A 13,933-nucleotide genomic window follows, 5' to 3' on the forward strand; every position below is an offset into this window, starting at 1 on the left:
TCGACTCCCAAACCTCCTGAAGGCTGACGGCTCCATCGCGATTCAGGTCAATTTCCGAGAACCGCCGGTTCAGCCAGGGGAAGGACCGCGCCTCCTGGCGGCTGAGCCGGCCATCGCCATTGCGGTCGGCCTGGGCGAACACCGTGCGCAGCCGCACTCCCAGGAAGACCTTCTGACGGGGACTCAGGTCGGTGGGCAGCAGGTAGCCCCGGCCTTCCTGATCCAGCCGCCGGAAATTCGTTTCCAGATAGGGCTGGCCGCGGCTTTCCTGGGGGGTCAGCCTGCCATCGCGGTTGCGGTCCAGCTGCTCGAACCAGGCCTGCATCCGCTGGTGGTACAGCTGCAGCGACCGGTTGTCCTGGGCGAGCCCTGGTCCCGCCAGGCTGAGCAGCAGGGCGGCTACCACCAGCAGAGGCCGCAGCGGGCCATTGCCGGCAGACAGCTTGAGTCTTCTCCTGGAGCTGGTGGGGGTCGCCATGGCGATCACCTTATGGAGATCGGCGGGCCGGCTCAGCCCCTGCGGCCGCGGCTGCCGGGGTCAAGCCATGACCGGAGCTGTCTGCAGGGCCGGGCAGTCACCTTTGGCAAGGCGAGCCGGGGGGGAGGCCCCTGGGCGCGATGGGTTCCACTCCATACAGTCGTGCCAGCTGCGGCCCCCGCCTTGAGCCGAACCCACACGATCTGGGTGGTCGATGACGACCCCGAACTGCGCCAGTTGCTGGGCACCTACCTCACCGACCAGGGCTATGAGGTGCGCTGCCTCACCGACGGTCGCCAACTGATGGCCCGGCTGGAGTTCCAACGCCCCGATCTGGTGGTGCTCGATCTGATGCTGCCCGGTGACGACGGCCTCACCCTGCTGCGGCGCCTGCGTGATTCCAGCGACGATCTGCCCGTGGTGATGCTCACGGCCCGCGGCGAGGCGGTCGACCGGATCATCGGCCTGGAGCAGGGCGCCGATGACTACCTGGCCAAGCCATTCCTGCCACGGGAGCTGATGGCCCGCATCGAAGCAGTGCTGCGCCGCCGCGGCACCATGCCGGCCGGCACCCCCCTCGCCGATGGCGAGCTGGTGCACTTCGGCGACAACGTGCTGGATCTCTCCGCCCGCACCCTGGAGCGGCAGAATCAGCCGGTGACCATCACCAGCGGTGAATTCAGCCTGCTGGCCGCCTTCGTGCAGCACCCGCACCGTCCCCTCTCGCGGGAGCGCCTGATCGAGCTGGCCCGTGGCCCCGCCAGCGACACCGACACCCGCAGCATGGATGTGCAGGTGTCGCGGGTGAGGCGGCTGGTGGAGCCTGACCCGAGCCGGCCGCGCTATCTCCAGACGGTCTGGGGCTATGGCTACGTCTTCGTTCCCGACGGCCAGCCCCGCAACCGCTGAGCCATGGCCCCCTCGATCCGCTCCGCTGCCCTGTCGTTGCGTCTCGGGGGGTTCTTTCTTGGGGGATGGGCCCTCAGCCTGATGTTGCTTCAGGCCCTGCTGGGCACTCGGATCGGCCAGGCCCAGATCGCCCAGATGGGTCCCCAGGTGGCCCTGAACCTGAGGCTCTCGGAGCTGGCGCTGGAGCGTTTTCCGCCGGCCACCGTCTCCCAGCTCAGCGGCCTGCAGCTGGGAGTGGGTCAGCCGCCGCGCCCTCCCCGGCGCTGGGGTCTGCTTGGTCAGGGGGATGATGTACGCCTCGAGCGGCAAGCCGATCAGCTGCAGCTGGAGCTGTGCCGCCGGCTGCCCCGCTGCCCCGAGGTGGTGCCGAACCACGGCGCGGCCCGTGGTGTCTGGATCGAGCTGGCTTCGCCCCTGGAGCCGGTCTGGCTCTATGCCCCCATTCGGCCCCGTTTCGGCTGGCCGCCCGATCCGTTGCTGGTGACGCTCTCTCTGGCGAGCGGCAGTGTGATGGCCGGGGCTCTGTTCCTGCTGCTGGAGGTGCAGCGGCCGCTGCAGCAGTTGGAGCGAGCCCTGGCGCGGGTGGGCCTCGACGCACAGCCGGAGCCGATGCCTCAGCGGGGCGCTCCCGAGGTGCGCCGCCTGGCCCAGCGCTTCAATGCCATGCTCCAGCGCCTGGAGGACAGTGAGCAGGAGCGGGCCACGATGCTCGCCGGTATCGCCCACGACCTCAAGACACCGCTCACGCGTCTGCGGCTGCGCCTGTCGCTGCTTGGGGATGCCTCCGCCAGCGCCAGGGCCGGCGCGGATCTCGACGACCTTGAGCGGATCACGGGCCAGTTCCTGCTCTTCGCCGGCGGCGGGGGAGGGGAGGCGGCGGTGAGCGTGCCCCTGGCGGAGCTGCTGGCGGAGCTGGCGGCCCGTTACGACGGCCAGCCGGTGGAGCTGGATCTGGCCCCGGTCACGGCCACGGTTCAGCCGATCGCCCTGGGCCGCGCCGTGGCCAACCTGATCGACAATGCCCTCAGTTATGGACAGCCGCCCGTGCGGCTGGTGCTTCGGGCCTGGCAACAGGACGGCTTCGAGCTGCAGGTGTGGGATCAAGGGCAAGGCATCGCCGAGGATCAGCGCTCCCAGGCGCTGATGCCCTTCCAGCGGCTTGATGAGGCACGCAGCGGCCACGGTCATTGCGGTCTGGGTCTGGCGATCGCCCAGAGGGTGGCCCGCACCCATGGCGGTGAATTGCGGCTGGGGGCTGAGCCCCTGGTGGATCTCTCGCCGCAGGAGGCTCCCGGGACGTTCTGCGTGAGCCTGAGTGGCCATTCCCTGGCCGATGGCCGTGTCAGGGCCTCAACAATCTGTCTTTAACCCATCCCCTGTTCACGAGAATGCCTCTAGAAAGGAGGCATTGTTGGGGGTTCGGAGCTGAGCTTGATGGGGAAAGGCAAAGGCAAGTCCAAGGCCAAAAAGGGCAGCCATGCGGAGTCCAGCCTGGAGTCCTTTGTGGCCAGTTCCCATTCTCCTTACCCTCCCAACGGCCAGCAAGATCGCTATCACCCCTCCCATTTGGTAGGGGAGAGTGAAGACGATCTGGGAGCTCCCCCCGAAGATAAAATTGTCAAACTCAGCCGCAAGTTTTACGAGAAAGAACTGGAGAAACTCCAGGTCGAGCTGGTGAAGATGCAGTACTGGGTGAAACATGTCGGCTTTCGCCTGATCATTCTCTTCGAGGGCCGCGATGCAGCGGGCAAGGGCGGTGCGATCAAGCGCATCACCGAACCGCTCAATCCTCGCGGCTGCAACGTCGTTGCCCTGGGTACGCCCTCGGATCAGCAGCGCACCCAGTGGTATTTCCAGCGCTATGTGGAGCACTTCCCAGCTGCCGGTGAGATCGTCATGTTCGATCGCAGCTGGTACAACCGTGCCGGCGTGGAGAGGGTGATGGGCTTCTGCACCGACGAGCAGGTGGAGGAGTTCATGCAATCGGCCCCCCAGTTCGAGCGCATGTTGGTGCGCTCCGGCATCGTTCTGCTCAAATACTGGTTCTCGGTCAGCGACGAGGAGCAGGAAGTCCGCTTCCGCTCCAGGCTGGATGATCCAGCCCGCCGCTGGAAGCTCTCACCGATGGATCTGGAGTCGCGCGACCGCTGGGTGGAGTTCTCGAAGGCCAAGGACCAGATGTTCGCCCACACCAACATCCCAGAAGCGCCCTGGTTCACCGTTGAGGCCGATGACAAGCGCCGGGCCCGCCTCAATTGCATCCGCCATCTGCTCTCCAAGATCCCCTACGAGGACATGACGCCCGCTCCGATCGAACTTCCACCTCGTAAGACCGTCGGTGATTACAACCGCCCACCGATGAATGAGCAGTTCTTCGTTCCCAACGCCTATCCCTGAATCCACAGCCCCTACCGCCCCATTGCCCCCTGGCCATGACCCGCTCCGACGATGACCCGCCCCTGGGTCCGGACTCTTCCCTGACCGTTCCCGCCACGGCTCCCCTGCGGGGGCCCGAGGGCAGTCTGCTCTACACGGGCAGTGATGGCCGCCAGTACATCGTCTGTGGGGATCCTTCCCAGGCCCTCGATCAGGACCTGATGGCCTCCTTTCAGGCCCTGCGATCGGGAGCGCTAGGCCTGGAGGCCCTGATCCAGGCCGCCCAGGACTGGGTGAAGGAAGCCAGCGACCAGGGCCTCAGCCCGGAGGTGGCCCGCCGCACGCTGCTCTCGCGTCTCAGCCAGGCCCTCGACGATCAGTAGGGCTGATCAGTGCAGGCGATCGAACCAGAACCCCGCCAGTTGCCAGCTGCTCCAGAGAAAGATCAGCAGAAACAGCCAGTTCAGCCAGGGGGGGCGTTGCTTGTTCTCCAAACCCATCGGCCTGCGGCGGCGGCAAGGGGTCAAACCTATCGGCTCGGCTGCCATTGAGCACCCGGCTCAGTCCTCAGGCCTCTCGGGGCCGCAGGGGGCCAGCTCCCCGGAGGAGTCGCTCTGACACAGCCCCCAGCGCTGGCCGCTGGCTTCATCCACCCAGCGCAGCACTTGCGGCCCGCCATGGTTGCCTGCCGCGGACGGTACGGTGATCACCGCAAGCCTGGTCCTGCCCCTGCGGTAATCGAAGCGGCAATAGCCCAGCCCCGTGCCGGAGCAGCCACTGAGGCTGGCCAGGCGGCTGCCGGAGAGCTCCTGGTCAAGGTCATCGGCTCTGGCGGCCGCAGCGGGCTGCCAGCCCAGCTGCAACAGGCGTTGGTCGGCCGCGACGATCGGTTCACCCACCCGCAGGAGGGAGGCCAGGCCGAGGGCGTTGCCGCTGCGCTGCTGGGCCAGGGCCAGCCCGGCAGCGCCCAGCAGCGCCAGCAGCAGCACGCCCCCCAGGCAGCGGCCGCCCCAGCGCTCGATGGGACAGCGGGGGCATTGAGGAAGCGGACCTTCTCGAGCCGTTGCCATGGACATCCCCGCGGTGTATTCCTTCCTGGGTTTTCCCGGCTGGGGACCTGTTCATCTCTACCTTCCCCGTCAGGGGGATCCGGCCGGGGCGGCCCTGAGGCTGGGCGCTGCCCTTGAGGCCTGCCAGGCTGATGGCAACGGTCCCGGCGGTCTGGTGGCCGGATTCCTGCGCTGCCATCTCCAGGCTGAACCCCTGGGGTCACCGGAGTTTCGCCGCGACTGCCGCTATCGCTATCTGATCGTGTACAGGCCTCAGGGGCGCTGGGCGCTTCGGATCACTGCCTGGCGGCACCCGATGGCTCAGCAGGGCTGGCGGCGGCGCTGCGGACCGATCGAGCTGGATGGGTTCCTCAGGCGCTTCCATCCCTGCCGGGGAACGCAGCGGCTGGCTTGGTCCGCCTGAGGTCATGGAGGCCCTCCAGCTGGTTGTAGACCGCCAACAACTGCATGCGGATGTGATCGGTGTTCTCGAGCTTGGCGAGGTTGGCCAGGACCGCTTCGATCTGGTCCTTGCTGTCGATCAGCAACCGGCATTCACTGGTACCAGGTTCGTAACTCATGGCGACTCGTGGGTGGGAAGGAACGGAATGGCGAACGCCCTCTGCATCGTGCTGTGAACACCATCCAAAGGAAAGGCTGGCGCTGACGCTGTTGGATCGGTTGCATTTCAACCGATGTCATCCGGTCCTGACAGGTCGCTCAGCTGACGGGGCATCAGCACCAGGAACAGCCACCACCACAGCAGCACCCCTGTGGCAAATGGAACGGTAAGCCACCAACGGCCGAGCCAGAACCAGCTGCCGGCGATCAGGAGCACCCCGGTGAGCAGGATTGACCAGGGCTGGCACCACCAGGGTTTGAGCTGCCAGATCGACACCGCTGCCGGCGCTGGGGCGGTGTTGCCGGGGGGCTCACTCATCGGTTCGGGTGCATCAGGAATGGAACAGAAGCACCAGCCCCATGCGCAACTGATGGAACTCCCGTTCCTCACGGCTGAGATCCAGCCCCACGGCGAGCCCTTCCTTGAGGGCGGTCTCGTACGGGGGAATGGATGGTGCCGCTCCAGCACGCCAGAGGGCAGCGATTCCCACGGGGGTGGCATGCCAGCTGAAGCATGGGGTGAGCCCGATCGAGGGCTCCTCGAGGGCATCTTCAAGCAGGTCGCGGATTGGCATGGCTGGCTGGGCTCAGTTCAGCATCCAGATCCAGGCCTGGGCACGCAATCAGCTGAGAGTTTTCGTGATGTGATCGCCCAGGCTCGGGGCCCTACCGTGCCGCCATGTCAGGACTTCCCAGCCGGATCGCCCTCGTGCATGAGTGGTTCACGCCCCGCTCGGTTGGTGGGTCTGAACTGGTGGTGCAGCAGATCGATCGGCTGCTTGGCGAGGGCCGCCCCGCCGCCAGCCTCTTTGCCCTGGTGGATGGCGAGAGTTCCCGGTCGGGCGGCTGGCTGGAGGGCCGGCGCATCCAGACCACCTTCATCCAGCGCCTGCCCTGGGGGGTGAGCCATGTGCAGCAGTACCTGCCGCTGCTGCCCCTGGCGATCGAGCAGCTGGATCTGGCCGGCTATCCCCTGGTGCTCAGCAGCAACCACCTGGTGGCCAAGGGGGTGCTCACCGGCCCCGACCAGCTCCACATCAGTTATGTGCACACACCGGTCCGCTACGCCTGGGACCAGATGCAGGCCTACCTGGCCGGTTCCGCCATCGCCAGAGGCCCCCTGGGCCCGTTGGTTCGCTGGCAGCTGCATCAGCTACGCCAGTGGGATGTGAGCAGCAGTGCCCGGGTCGACCATCTGCTGGCCAACTCGCGCTTCACGGCACGGCGGATCTGGCGCTGCTGGCGCCGCTCCAGCCAGGTGCTGCATCCGCCGGTGGCGGTCGACCGTTTTCGCTGGGACCAGCCCCGGGACGATTTTTACCTCTCCCTCTGCCGCCTGGTGCCCTACAAGCGGGTGGACCTGGTGATCGAGGCCTGTAATCGCCTGGGGCTGCCCCTGCTGGTGGTGGGCGACGGTCCGGAGCGGGCTCGACTGCAGGCCCTGGCCGGCCCCACCGTGACGCTGCTGGGGGCCTGTTCGGCCGAGCGGGTGACAGATCTGATGGGCCGTTGCCGGGCCTACCTCTACGCCGGTCTGGAGGATTTCGGCATCGCCCCGGTGGAGGCCATGGCCGCGGGCGCTCCAGTGATCGGCCTCGGTCAGGGGGGGCTGCTCGACACCGTCCGCTGCCTGACCGCCGAGGCCCCCCATCCCACCGGCCTGCTGTTCGAGCAGCAGAGCGCCACTGCCCTGGTCCAGGCACTGGAGCATTTCGAGCAGGGACAGTTGTGGCACCGCCTGCCGGCGGAGCGCCAACGCCAGTGGGCCGAGCGCTTCTCGCCGGAGCGCTTCCGCCAGCGGTTGCAGGCGGTTCTGGAGCGCCGCTGTCAGGGGCATCAGCGGCGCCTGCGGTGCTGTGCCTCTGGGGTGAGTGACCGCGAGGGCTGGTGAGTTGACCAATCAATTTTTAGAGTTCCCTCACCTTGGGGGCGTTGATGTCCGGAACGTCGCTCAGTGCCTATGAAGCCGCCGGCCCCGTCGCCCGGCCTCTGCACCTGGTGCCCCAGCTCGTGGTTGCTGATTCGATGACCACGGCGGTGCCCACGGCCGAGCAGTTGATCCGGGCACAGTCGAAGCGCTCCCGCGTGTTCAAGCGCAGCGGTGACATCGTGTTCTCCCTGGCGGTGCTGGCCCTGGGCAGTCCCCTGCTGCTGCTGCTGGCGGTGCTGGTGAAGCTCAGCTCGCCCGGGCCGGTCTTTTACGTTCAGCGCAGGATCGGCCGGGGCTACAAGGGCTTCGGCTGCATCAAGTTCCGCACGATGCGCAAGGACGCTAACCGCATCCTCAAGACCCTGCTGGAGCAGTCTCCCGAACTCAAGGCGGAGTTCAAAAAAGACTTCAAGCTCAAGGCCGACCCGCGGATCACCCCGATCGGTGTTTTCCTGCGCCGCTCCAGTCTCGATGAGCTGCCCCAGTTCATCAACGTGCTCAAGGGCCAGATGAGTGTGGTCGGCCCGCGGCCGATCGTCTGGGACGAACTGGAGCGCTATGGCCGCCAGATGGATGAAGTTCTGGCGGTGCGTCCGGGTCTGACGGGCCTCTGGCAGGTGTCAGGGCGCAATAACCTCAGCTACGACGCCCGGGTCCGGCTCGATGTCAGCTACGCCCGCCGCCGCACTGTCCTGCTGGATCTGGCGATCATCCTGCGCACGGTTGGGGTGATCCTCTATCCGCGTGATCGCGGCGCCTACTGACACCCCTGCGCTTCAGCCAGCCAGCCCGCGCACCTGACTCAGAGCAATCAGCAGGGGCAGGCTCAGGGCCAGCCAGAGGGCCTCGAGGCGGGCGCTCAGCGTCAGGATCAGGTCCACGGCTGTGGGATCGGCCTTCGGGAAGCCCCGGCCGAGGATCGGTTTGGGCCTGGCCACTCCGCCGTAGTGGTTCACGCCCCCCAGCTGAACCCGGGCCGCCAGCGCAAAGGCCGCCATCGACACCCCGGCGTTGGGGGAGGGATCGCCCCGCCCCTGGCGGAGAGCCTCCCGCCCCAGCTGAAGGCTCTGAGCAAACCGGCCGGCTGCGGCCGGCAGCGTGAACGCCACCACCCGGGCGGGCAGCCAAGTGAGCAGGTCATCGAGCCGGGCTCCGGCGGTGCCCAGCCAGCGCAGGCGGCCGCGCCGGTAGCCGAGCATCGAATCGAGGGTGCTGGAGGCCTTGTACATCCAGGCCAGGCTCAGGGGGCCTGGAGCCCCATCAGCCACCCCCAGGGCCGTCCAGAGCCCGGCGCCGGCCAGCATCCAGAACAGGGGGCCGAAGAGGCCATCGACGGCATTCTCTGCGGCGGTCTCGGCCGCCGCGCGCATCAGCTCTGCCCGGCTGAGGCCCTCCACATCCCGGCCCACGATCCAGGCCAGGTGCCGGCGCGCCTGTTTCAGCTGATCCTCCTCCTCGGCTACTGGCGGCGGCGGACCGCTGATCGGGGCCAGCACCGTCCGCACGGCCTTCTCCAGGCTGCCGGCGGCCAGGGCACTGGCCAGGGCCACCAGCAGCACCGGCAACCCGAGCCAGGCCACGGGGGCCGGCAGGGACAGGGGTGAGGCGGAGCCCAGCGCCAGTTGTTCAATGGTCCAGCCGGCCAGGCCGCTGACGCTCACCACCACGGCGGTGAGGCCCAGCCCCACCAGGCGCAACCGGCGGGGGTGATCTCCGGCCCAGCGCTCCCCGGGGGAGCGCAGCCGCTGGATCGCCCAGCCCATCGCCTGCACCGGATGGGGCCAGCTGATCGGATCGCCCACTACGCGATCCAAGGCGCCGGCCAGCAGCATCAGCAGCCAGAGCTGGATTGGCGCCACCAACACCATCACAGCGTCCTTGGTGACAGCCCCATGGCCAGGCTGCCAAGAAGGCCGCCGATGGCCCCCGATCGCGCCAGGGTCTGCCAGCGCAGGGGTTCATCGCCCAGGTGAAACAGGCCCCTCCCCTGGGCCAGATCGCTGGCCTGGGCCAGGCCGCCCATCGGCAGGAAAATCAGCAATGAACCCCAGCCCGGCAGCCAGCGGGTCGCGATCAGCAGCATCACCCCGGCCAGGGGGCGACGGATCAGGGGCAGCAGCGCCGGCAGGGTGACCAGGGCAGGCAGCAGGCTGTTCACCAGAGGTGAGCAGCTCAGGCCGATCACCATCCAGGTTGCTGCAGCCAGGGTGAGGCTTGTGCTGGCCTGGGCACTGCCCCAGGCCAGCACGGGCAGATTCAACCTGGGGCCCACGTTTGAGCCACCGGGGTGATCCGGCTTCAGGAGGCCTTCAGCCAGCTGAACATGGAGCGCAGGCCCACGCCCACCTGCTCGACCGGATGGGCCGCATCGCGGTGGCGAGCCTTGATCATCTCCGGCTTGCCGGCCTCACATTCGGCCACGAAGTTGCGGGCGAAGGTGCCGTCCTGGATGTCGGCGAGGATGCGCTTCATCTCGGCCTTGGTGTCGGCGGTGATCAGACGTGGACCGCTCACATAATCGCCGTACTCAGCGGTGTTGGAGATCGAATCGCGCATGGCGGTGAGGCCGCCCTTCACCATCAGATCCACGATCAGCTTCACTTCGTGCAGGCATTCGAAGTAGGCGAGTTCAGGCTGGTAGCCCGCATCCACCAGGGTTTCGAAGCCAGCCTTCACCAGCTCGCTGAGGCCGCCGCAGAGCACGGCCTGCTCACCGAAGAGGTCGGTTTCGGTTTCCTCTTTGAAGTTGGTTTCCAGGATGCCGGCGCGGGTGCCGCCGATGGCCTTGGCATAGGCCATGGCCAAGGCGCGGGCGTTGCCGCTGGCGTCCTGGTGGATGGCGAACAGGGCCGGCACCCCCTGGCCGTTCTGGTATTCCCAGCGCACGGTGTGGCCAGGCCCCTTGGGGGCGATCATCACCACATCCACGTCGGCGGGGGGCTGAATCAGCCCGAAGCGGATGTTGAAGCCATGGGCGAAGCTCAGCACCTTGCCGGGCTTGAGGTGCGGCGCGATTTCGGCGTCGTAGACGGCCTTCTGGGTTTCATCGGGCAGGAGCACCATGATCCAGTCGGCGCGCTCGGCGGCCTCGGCCACGCTCAGCACTTCAAGGCCATCGGCCCTGGCCTTGTCGGCCGAACGGCTGCCCTCGTAGAGGCCCACCACCACGTTCACGCCGCTGTCCTTGAGGTTCAGAGCATGGGCGTGGCCCTGGGAGCCGTAGCCGATGATGGCCACCGTCTTGCCGTCGAGCAGGCTCAGATCGGCGTCGGAGTCGTAGAAAAGCTGGGCCATCCGGCGAATCGGGCAGGGCAAACAGCGACTTTAGGGTCGTGCCTGGCCGCTCAGGCCTCGCTGGGGTGGGAGATCACCCGATCGATCAGGCCGTAGTCCTTGGCCTCGGCCGCACTGAGGAAGTAGTCACGGTCGGTGTCCTTGGTCACCTTCTCAAGGCTCTGACCGCACATGTCGGCCAGGCTCTGGTTGAGCATGTCCTTGATGCGCAGGATCTCGCGGGCCTCGATCTCGATGTCGCTGGCCTGGCGCTGGCTGGTGCCGCCCAGGGGCTGGTGGATCATGATCCGCGCGTGTGGCAGGGCCAGACGCTTGCCCTTGGTGCCCGCCGCCAGCAGGAAGGCGCCCATGCTGGCCGCCAGGCCCACGCAGATGGTCACCACATCCGATTTGACGTACTGGATCGTGTCGTAGATCGCCAGCCCGGCGGTGACCGATCCCCCCGGGGAATTGATGTAGAGGTAGATCGGCTTGCTGCTGTCCTCGGAATCCAGGTACAGCATCTGGGCCACCAGGCTGTTGGCGATGCCGTCGTTGACCTCCTGGCCAAGGAAGAGGATCCGCTCCACGCCGAGGCGGGTGTAGATGTCGACCCAGCGCTCGTACTGGCTGCCGGGCAGGCGATAGGGAACGCTGGGGGTGCCGATGGGCATGGCGGTGGGTGCGGAACGGGGTGGTGACGGAGTGAAAGACGAGCGGGGGGCAGGCTCTGCTCAGCGAGCTCAGCGGGCCTGGTTCAGACCGAGCCGGCCAGGGGCACCGGCAGCGGCTTCTGGCTGGTGAGGATCCGGTCGATCAGGCCGTATTCCAGGGCCTCCCGCGGCGTGAGGTAGGTCATGCGGTCGGAATCCTTCGAGAGCTGCTCGACACTGCGGCCGGTGTTGTGGGAGAGCATCTCCAGCATCACGCGCTTGTTGTGCAGCACTTCCTGGGCGCGGATCTGGATGTCGCTGGCCTGGCCGCGGGCACCGGAGCGGGGCTGGTGCAGCACGATCGAGGCGTGGGGCAAGGCGGCCCGGTGGCCCTTGGCTCCCGCCGAGAGGATCATCGCGGCGGTGCCCATGGCCTGGCCGATGCAGATGGTGTGCACCGGCGGTTTCACGTAGCGGATCGTGTCGCAGATGGCGAAGGCCTCGGTTTCGAAGCCGATGGCATCGCCGGAGTACCAGCTGGTACCGGTGGAGTTGATGTAGAAGAAGATCGGTTTCTCGGGATTGTCGAACTCGAGAAAGAGAAGCTGAGCAATGATCAGCTGAGTCACATCGATCCCCATCTGACGCTTGGCGTCGTCATCGGAGAAGAGGGGCAGGCCGAGGTAGACGATCCGCTCCTTGAGCAGCAGCGACGGCAGATCGGGCGGCGGTGTGCGCATCACGGCGGAATCGCCGTAGTAAGGGGCCGACACCGACATCTGAAAACGCTCTACAGGGCCTGAAGGGGAGCCTAGCGGGGGCCCGTCGGCTGCTGGATGGCAGCGGGCTGTTTCGGCCCCTCCTGGTCGCAGCGGGCGAAGACCATGCGCCCGGCTGGGGTCTGCAGAGCTCCGGTCACGGTCACGGGCAGGCGCTGGCCGATGCGCGCCCTGGCGGATTCCACCACCACCATCGTGCCGTCCTCCAGGTAACCCACCCCCTGGTTGGCCTCCTTGCCCTCGCGCACGATCTTGAGCTGCAGGGCGTCGCCGGGCTGCACCTCGGGTCGCAGGGCGATCACCAGGGCGCTCAGGTTCATCACCCTGAGATCCTGCACCTCGGCCACCTTGGCCAGGTTGTAATCGGCCGTGAGCAGGGTGCCACCTGTGTCGGCGGTGAGCTTGAGCAGCTTGTCGTCGGCGCCGTTGCCCTCGTAGCGGGTGCTGTTCACCACCAGGCGGCGGCCGTAGGTCTCGCGCAGGGCGGCCAGCAGGTTCAGGCCGCGCCGGCCCTTCCCCCGCTTCTCGGCATTGCCCGAATCGGCCAGCTGCTGCAATTCATCGATCACGGCCTGGGCCACGATCACCTGACCCTCCAGCAAGCCCGACTCCAGCAGTCCGCGGATGCGTCCGTCGATGATCACGCTGGTGTCGAGGATCTTGGCGGTGGCCGGTTGCAGCACCCCATCGGCCACCAGCAGCGCCTCGGTGCTGGAAGGGTTGAACAGCCGCAGCAGCGTGCGCCCGTGCACCTCGGCGAGGTTGTAGCCCAGCACCCCGAAGAACACGTTGCTCAGCACCGCCGCCAGCGGCTTCACGAAAATCACTTCCCAGGGCAGCGGCAGCAGCAGGATCGGTGCCAGCAGCAGGTTGGCCACCAGCAGCCCCAGGATCAGCCCCACGGCGCGGCTCACCAGAAGGTCGGTGGGCATCGAGCGCACCTGGCGCATCAGGCGGCGCCGCAGTAGCTGGAAGAAGAACCCGGCCAGCAGCCCGAAGAAGGCCCCGAAGCCTCCGAGCACCCAGCGCAGGCCATCGAGGTTGGTCACCTCGATCAGCAGATTCTCCGGCAGCAGATCCACCCCCAGCCAGCCGGTGGCTGCGCCGGAGATCAGGAACAGCAGCAGGATGAGCGGGTCCACCATGTGCTTGTTGTGGGCTGCCCAGGGCCGGGAAACCGCAGCATGGCTGATCCCGCCCCATTTGACCGGGAAAGGTATCCGTATATTTGCCTACGGACATGTGGCGAATCCTGAAGGCGACCGCACCCAACCCCATTCCAGGCCGTGACCGCACCCCGCGCCGCCTCCCTCCACACCCCCTTCTGCCACCGCCGTTGCTTCTACTGCGACTTCGCGGTGGTGCCGCTGGGGGACCACGCCGACGGTGCCCATTCCGCCTCGATCGCTGCTTATCTGCCGCTGCTGCAGGCCGAGATCGCCGCTTCCCCGAACCCGGCCCCTCTCTCCACTGTCTACATCGGTGGCGGCACCCCCTCGCTGCTCACCCCAGAGCAGATGGGGGAGCTGCTGGATGGCCTGCGCCAGCGCTTCGGCTTCTCCCCTGGAGCTGAGATCACCCTGGAGATGGATCCGGCCAGCTTTGATCGCCCGCGGTTGGAGGGGATGCTGGCGCTGGGCATCAACCGGGTGAGCCTGGGGGGGCAGAGCTTCGATGACGCGGTGCTGGAGCGCCTGGGCCGTCGCCATCGCCGTCGACACCTGCTCCAGGCCGCCGCCTGGCTGCGCCAGGCCCAGGCCGCCGCTGATCTGGCCAGTTGGAGTCTGGATCTGATTCAGGGGCTTCCCGAGCAGGATCTGCCCCACTGGCGGCAGCAGCTGCAGCAGGCCCTCGAGCTGGAGCCA

19 protein-coding genes are annotated in these 13,933 nt (G+C 67.3%); 8 read left to right on the plus strand and 11 right to left on the minus strand.

Annotation, left to right across the window (positions count from 1 at the left end):
* On the minus strand, positions 1-478 hold a 478-nt coding region (locus tag KBY78_RS10415; RefSeq protein ID WP_255143537.1), incomplete at its 3' end, for an EF-hand domain-containing protein.
* 183 nt (positions 479-661) lie between these two features.
* Here KBY78_RS10415 and KBY78_RS10420 point away from each other — a divergent pair.
* The 4 genes from KBY78_RS10420 (at position 662) to KBY78_RS10435 (ending at position 4,146) form a co-directional block, all read left to right on the plus strand.
* A complete protein-coding gene (locus KBY78_RS10420) occupies positions 662-1,387 on the plus strand; it encodes a response regulator (RefSeq protein ID WP_037980032.1) in 726 nt (241 codons plus the stop codon).
* A gap of 3 nt (positions 1,388-1,390) precedes the next feature.
* Complete coding sequence (locus KBY78_RS10425; protein ID WP_255143538.1) at positions 1,391-2,755, plus strand: ATP-binding protein; 1,365 nt, start codon at positions 1,391-1,393, stop codon at positions 2,753-2,755.
* 66 nt (positions 2,756-2,821) lie between these two features.
* On the plus strand, positions 2,822-3,784 hold the full coding sequence (ppk2, locus tag KBY78_RS10430) for a polyphosphate kinase 2 (protein WP_255143539.1): 963 nt from the start codon (positions 2,822-2,824) through the stop codon (positions 3,782-3,784).
* 35 nt (positions 3,785-3,819) lie between these two features.
* The gene (locus KBY78_RS10435; protein ID WP_255143540.1) at positions 3,820-4,146 is read left to right on the plus strand and encodes a hypothetical protein; all 327 of its coding nucleotides are present in this window, start codon (positions 3,820-3,822) and stop codon (positions 4,144-4,146) included.
* A 177-nt stretch (positions 4,147-4,323) separates the two neighbouring features.
* On the opposite strand, the gene KBY78_RS10440 is transcribed toward KBY78_RS10435, so the two are convergent.
* The gene (locus KBY78_RS10440; RefSeq protein WP_198005115.1) at positions 4,324-4,833 is read right to left on the minus strand and encodes a hypothetical protein; all 510 of its coding nucleotides are present in this window, start codon (positions 4,831-4,833) and stop codon (positions 4,324-4,326) included.
* Here KBY78_RS10440 and KBY78_RS10445 point away from each other — a divergent pair.
* Complete coding sequence (locus KBY78_RS10445; RefSeq protein WP_255143541.1) at positions 4,832-5,236, plus strand: hypothetical protein; 405 nt, start codon at positions 4,832-4,834, stop codon at positions 5,234-5,236. The two genes, KBY78_RS10440 and KBY78_RS10445, sit on opposite strands and share 2 nt — an antisense overlap.
* Here the strand turns inward: KBY78_RS10445 and KBY78_RS10450 are convergent.
* From KBY78_RS10450 to KBY78_RS10460, 3 genes are all read right to left on the minus strand, one after another.
* The gene (locus KBY78_RS10450; RefSeq protein ID WP_006170193.1) at positions 5,184-5,393 is read right to left on the minus strand and encodes a hypothetical protein; all 210 of its coding nucleotides are present in this window, start codon (positions 5,391-5,393) and stop codon (positions 5,184-5,186) included. The two genes, KBY78_RS10445 and KBY78_RS10450, sit on opposite strands and share 53 nt — an antisense overlap.
* Before the next feature lie 107 nt (positions 5,394-5,500).
* Positions 5,501-5,752, minus strand: coding sequence for a DUF6737 family protein (locus KBY78_RS10455; RefSeq protein ID WP_255143542.1), 252 nt, complete (start codon positions 5,750-5,752; stop codon positions 5,501-5,503).
* 13 nt (positions 5,753-5,765) lie between these two features.
* Positions 5,766-6,008 (minus strand): hypothetical protein, encoded by a 243-nt coding sequence (locus KBY78_RS10460; RefSeq protein ID WP_006170195.1) that lies wholly within the window; start codon positions 6,006-6,008, stop codon positions 5,766-5,768.
* Positions 6,009-6,112: 104 nt separating this feature from the next.
* Here KBY78_RS10460 and KBY78_RS10465 point away from each other — a divergent pair, with 104 nt between their 5' ends.
* Together KBY78_RS10465 and KBY78_RS10470 are read left to right on the plus strand one after the other, a co-directional pair.
* A complete protein-coding gene (locus tag KBY78_RS10465; RefSeq protein ID WP_255143543.1) occupies positions 6,113-7,324 on the plus strand; it encodes a glycosyltransferase in 1,212 nt (403 codons plus the stop codon).
* 134 nt (positions 7,325-7,458) lie between these two features.
* Positions 7,459-8,127, plus strand: a complete 669-nt coding sequence (locus KBY78_RS10470; RefSeq protein ID WP_255143547.1) for a sugar transferase — start codon at positions 7,459-7,461, stop codon at positions 8,125-8,127.
* Between the two features lie 12 nt (positions 8,128-8,139).
* On the opposite strand, the gene KBY78_RS10475 is transcribed toward KBY78_RS10470, so the two are convergent.
* From KBY78_RS10475 to KBY78_RS10500, 6 genes are all read right to left on the minus strand, one after another.
* On the minus strand, positions 8,140-9,231 hold the full coding sequence (locus KBY78_RS10475) for a CobD/CbiB family cobalamin biosynthesis protein (protein ID WP_255143544.1): 1,092 nt from the start codon (positions 9,229-9,231) through the stop codon (positions 8,140-8,142).
* Positions 9,231-9,635, minus strand: a complete 405-nt coding sequence (locus KBY78_RS10480) for a hypothetical protein (protein ID WP_255143545.1) — start codon at positions 9,633-9,635, stop codon at positions 9,231-9,233. Before KBY78_RS10480 ends, KBY78_RS10475 begins: the two co-directional genes overlap by 1 nt.
* A 26-nt stretch (positions 9,636-9,661) precedes the next feature.
* Positions 9,662-10,657 (minus strand): ketol-acid reductoisomerase, encoded by a 996-nt coding sequence (gene ilvC, locus KBY78_RS10485; protein ID WP_006170201.1) that lies wholly within the window; start codon positions 10,655-10,657, stop codon positions 9,662-9,664.
* A 50-nt stretch (positions 10,658-10,707) separates the two neighbouring features.
* Positions 10,708-11,310: an ATP-dependent Clp protease proteolytic subunit gene (locus KBY78_RS10490; protein ID WP_006170202.1), complete on the minus strand. Its 603-nt coding sequence runs from the start codon at positions 11,308-11,310 to the stop codon at positions 10,708-10,710.
* An 83-nt stretch (positions 11,311-11,393) separates the two neighbouring features.
* Positions 11,394-12,068 carry an ATP-dependent Clp protease proteolytic subunit gene (locus KBY78_RS10495; protein WP_006170203.1) on the minus strand — a complete coding sequence of 225 codons (675 nt, stop codon included), beginning with the start codon at positions 12,066-12,068 and terminating at the stop codon, positions 11,394-11,396.
* A 32-nt stretch (positions 12,069-12,100) separates the two neighbouring features.
* Positions 12,101-13,213 carry a PIN/TRAM domain-containing protein gene (locus tag KBY78_RS10500; RefSeq protein ID WP_006170204.1) on the minus strand — a complete coding sequence of 371 codons (1,113 nt, stop codon included), beginning with the start codon at positions 13,211-13,213 and terminating at the stop codon, positions 12,101-12,103.
* A gap of 141 nt (positions 13,214-13,354) precedes the next feature.
* On the opposite strand from KBY78_RS10500, the gene KBY78_RS10505 reads away from it, so the two are divergent.
* The coding region (locus tag KBY78_RS10505) for a radical SAM protein (protein WP_255143546.1) at positions 13,355-13,933 on the plus strand (579 nt) is incomplete at its 3' end.

The organism is Synechococcus sp. EJ6-Ellesmere, from assembly GCF_024345875.1.
In the GTDB taxonomy this organism is placed as follows: Bacteria; Cyanobacteriota; Cyanobacteriia; order PCC-6307; family Cyanobiaceae; genus Regnicoccus_A; species Regnicoccus_A antarcticus.

Coding starts and splice junctions, on each gene's coding strand:
- ppk2 (WP_255143539.1), top strand. CDS start 2,822: ATGGGGAAAGGCAAAGGCAAGTCCAAGGCCAAAAAGGGCAGCCATGCG.
- KBY78_RS10455 (WP_255143542.1), bottom strand. CDS start 5,752: ATGAGTGAGCCCCCCGGCAACACCGCCCCAGCGCCGGCAGCGGTGTCG.
- KBY78_RS10450 (WP_006170193.1), bottom strand. CDS start 5,393: ATGAGTTACGAACCTGGTACCAGTGAATGCCGGTTGCTGATCGACAGC.
- KBY78_RS10445 (WP_255143541.1), top strand. CDS start 4,832: ATGGACATCCCCGCGGTGTATTCCTTCCTGGGTTTTCCCGGCTGGGGA.
- KBY78_RS10465 (WP_255143543.1), top strand. CDS start 6,113: ATGTCAGGACTTCCCAGCCGGATCGCCCTCGTGCATGAGTGGTTCACG.
- KBY78_RS10475 (WP_255143544.1), bottom strand. CDS start 9,231: ATGGTGTTGGTGGCGCCAATCCAGCTCTGGCTGCTGATGCTGCTGGCC.
- KBY78_RS10435 (WP_255143540.1), top strand. CDS start 3,820: ATGACCCGCTCCGACGATGACCCGCCCCTGGGTCCGGACTCTTCCCTG.
- KBY78_RS10495 (WP_006170203.1), bottom strand. CDS start 12,068: ATGTCGGTGTCGGCCCCTTACTACGGCGATTCCGCCGTGATGCGCACA.
- KBY78_RS10500 (WP_006170204.1), bottom strand. CDS start 13,213: ATGGTGGACCCGCTCATCCTGCTGCTGTTCCTGATCTCCGGCGCAGCC.
- KBY78_RS10470 (WP_255143547.1), top strand. CDS start 7,459: ATGACCACGGCGGTGCCCACGGCCGAGCAGTTGATCCGGGCACAGTCG.
- KBY78_RS10460 (WP_006170195.1), bottom strand. CDS start 6,008: ATGCCAATCCGCGACCTGCTTGAAGATGCCCTCGAGGAGCCCTCGATC.
- KBY78_RS10440 (WP_198005115.1), bottom strand. CDS start 4,833: ATGGCAACGGCTCGAGAAGGTCCGCTTCCTCAATGCCCCCGCTGTCCC.
- KBY78_RS10425 (WP_255143538.1), top strand. CDS start 1,391: ATGGCCCCCTCGATCCGCTCCGCTGCCCTGTCGTTGCGTCTCGGGGGG.
- ilvC (WP_006170201.1), bottom strand. CDS start 10,657: ATGGCCCAGCTTTTCTACGACTCCGACGCCGATCTGAGCCTGCTCGAC.
- KBY78_RS10490 (WP_006170202.1), bottom strand. CDS start 11,310: ATGCCCATCGGCACCCCCAGCGTTCCCTATCGCCTGCCCGGCAGCCAG.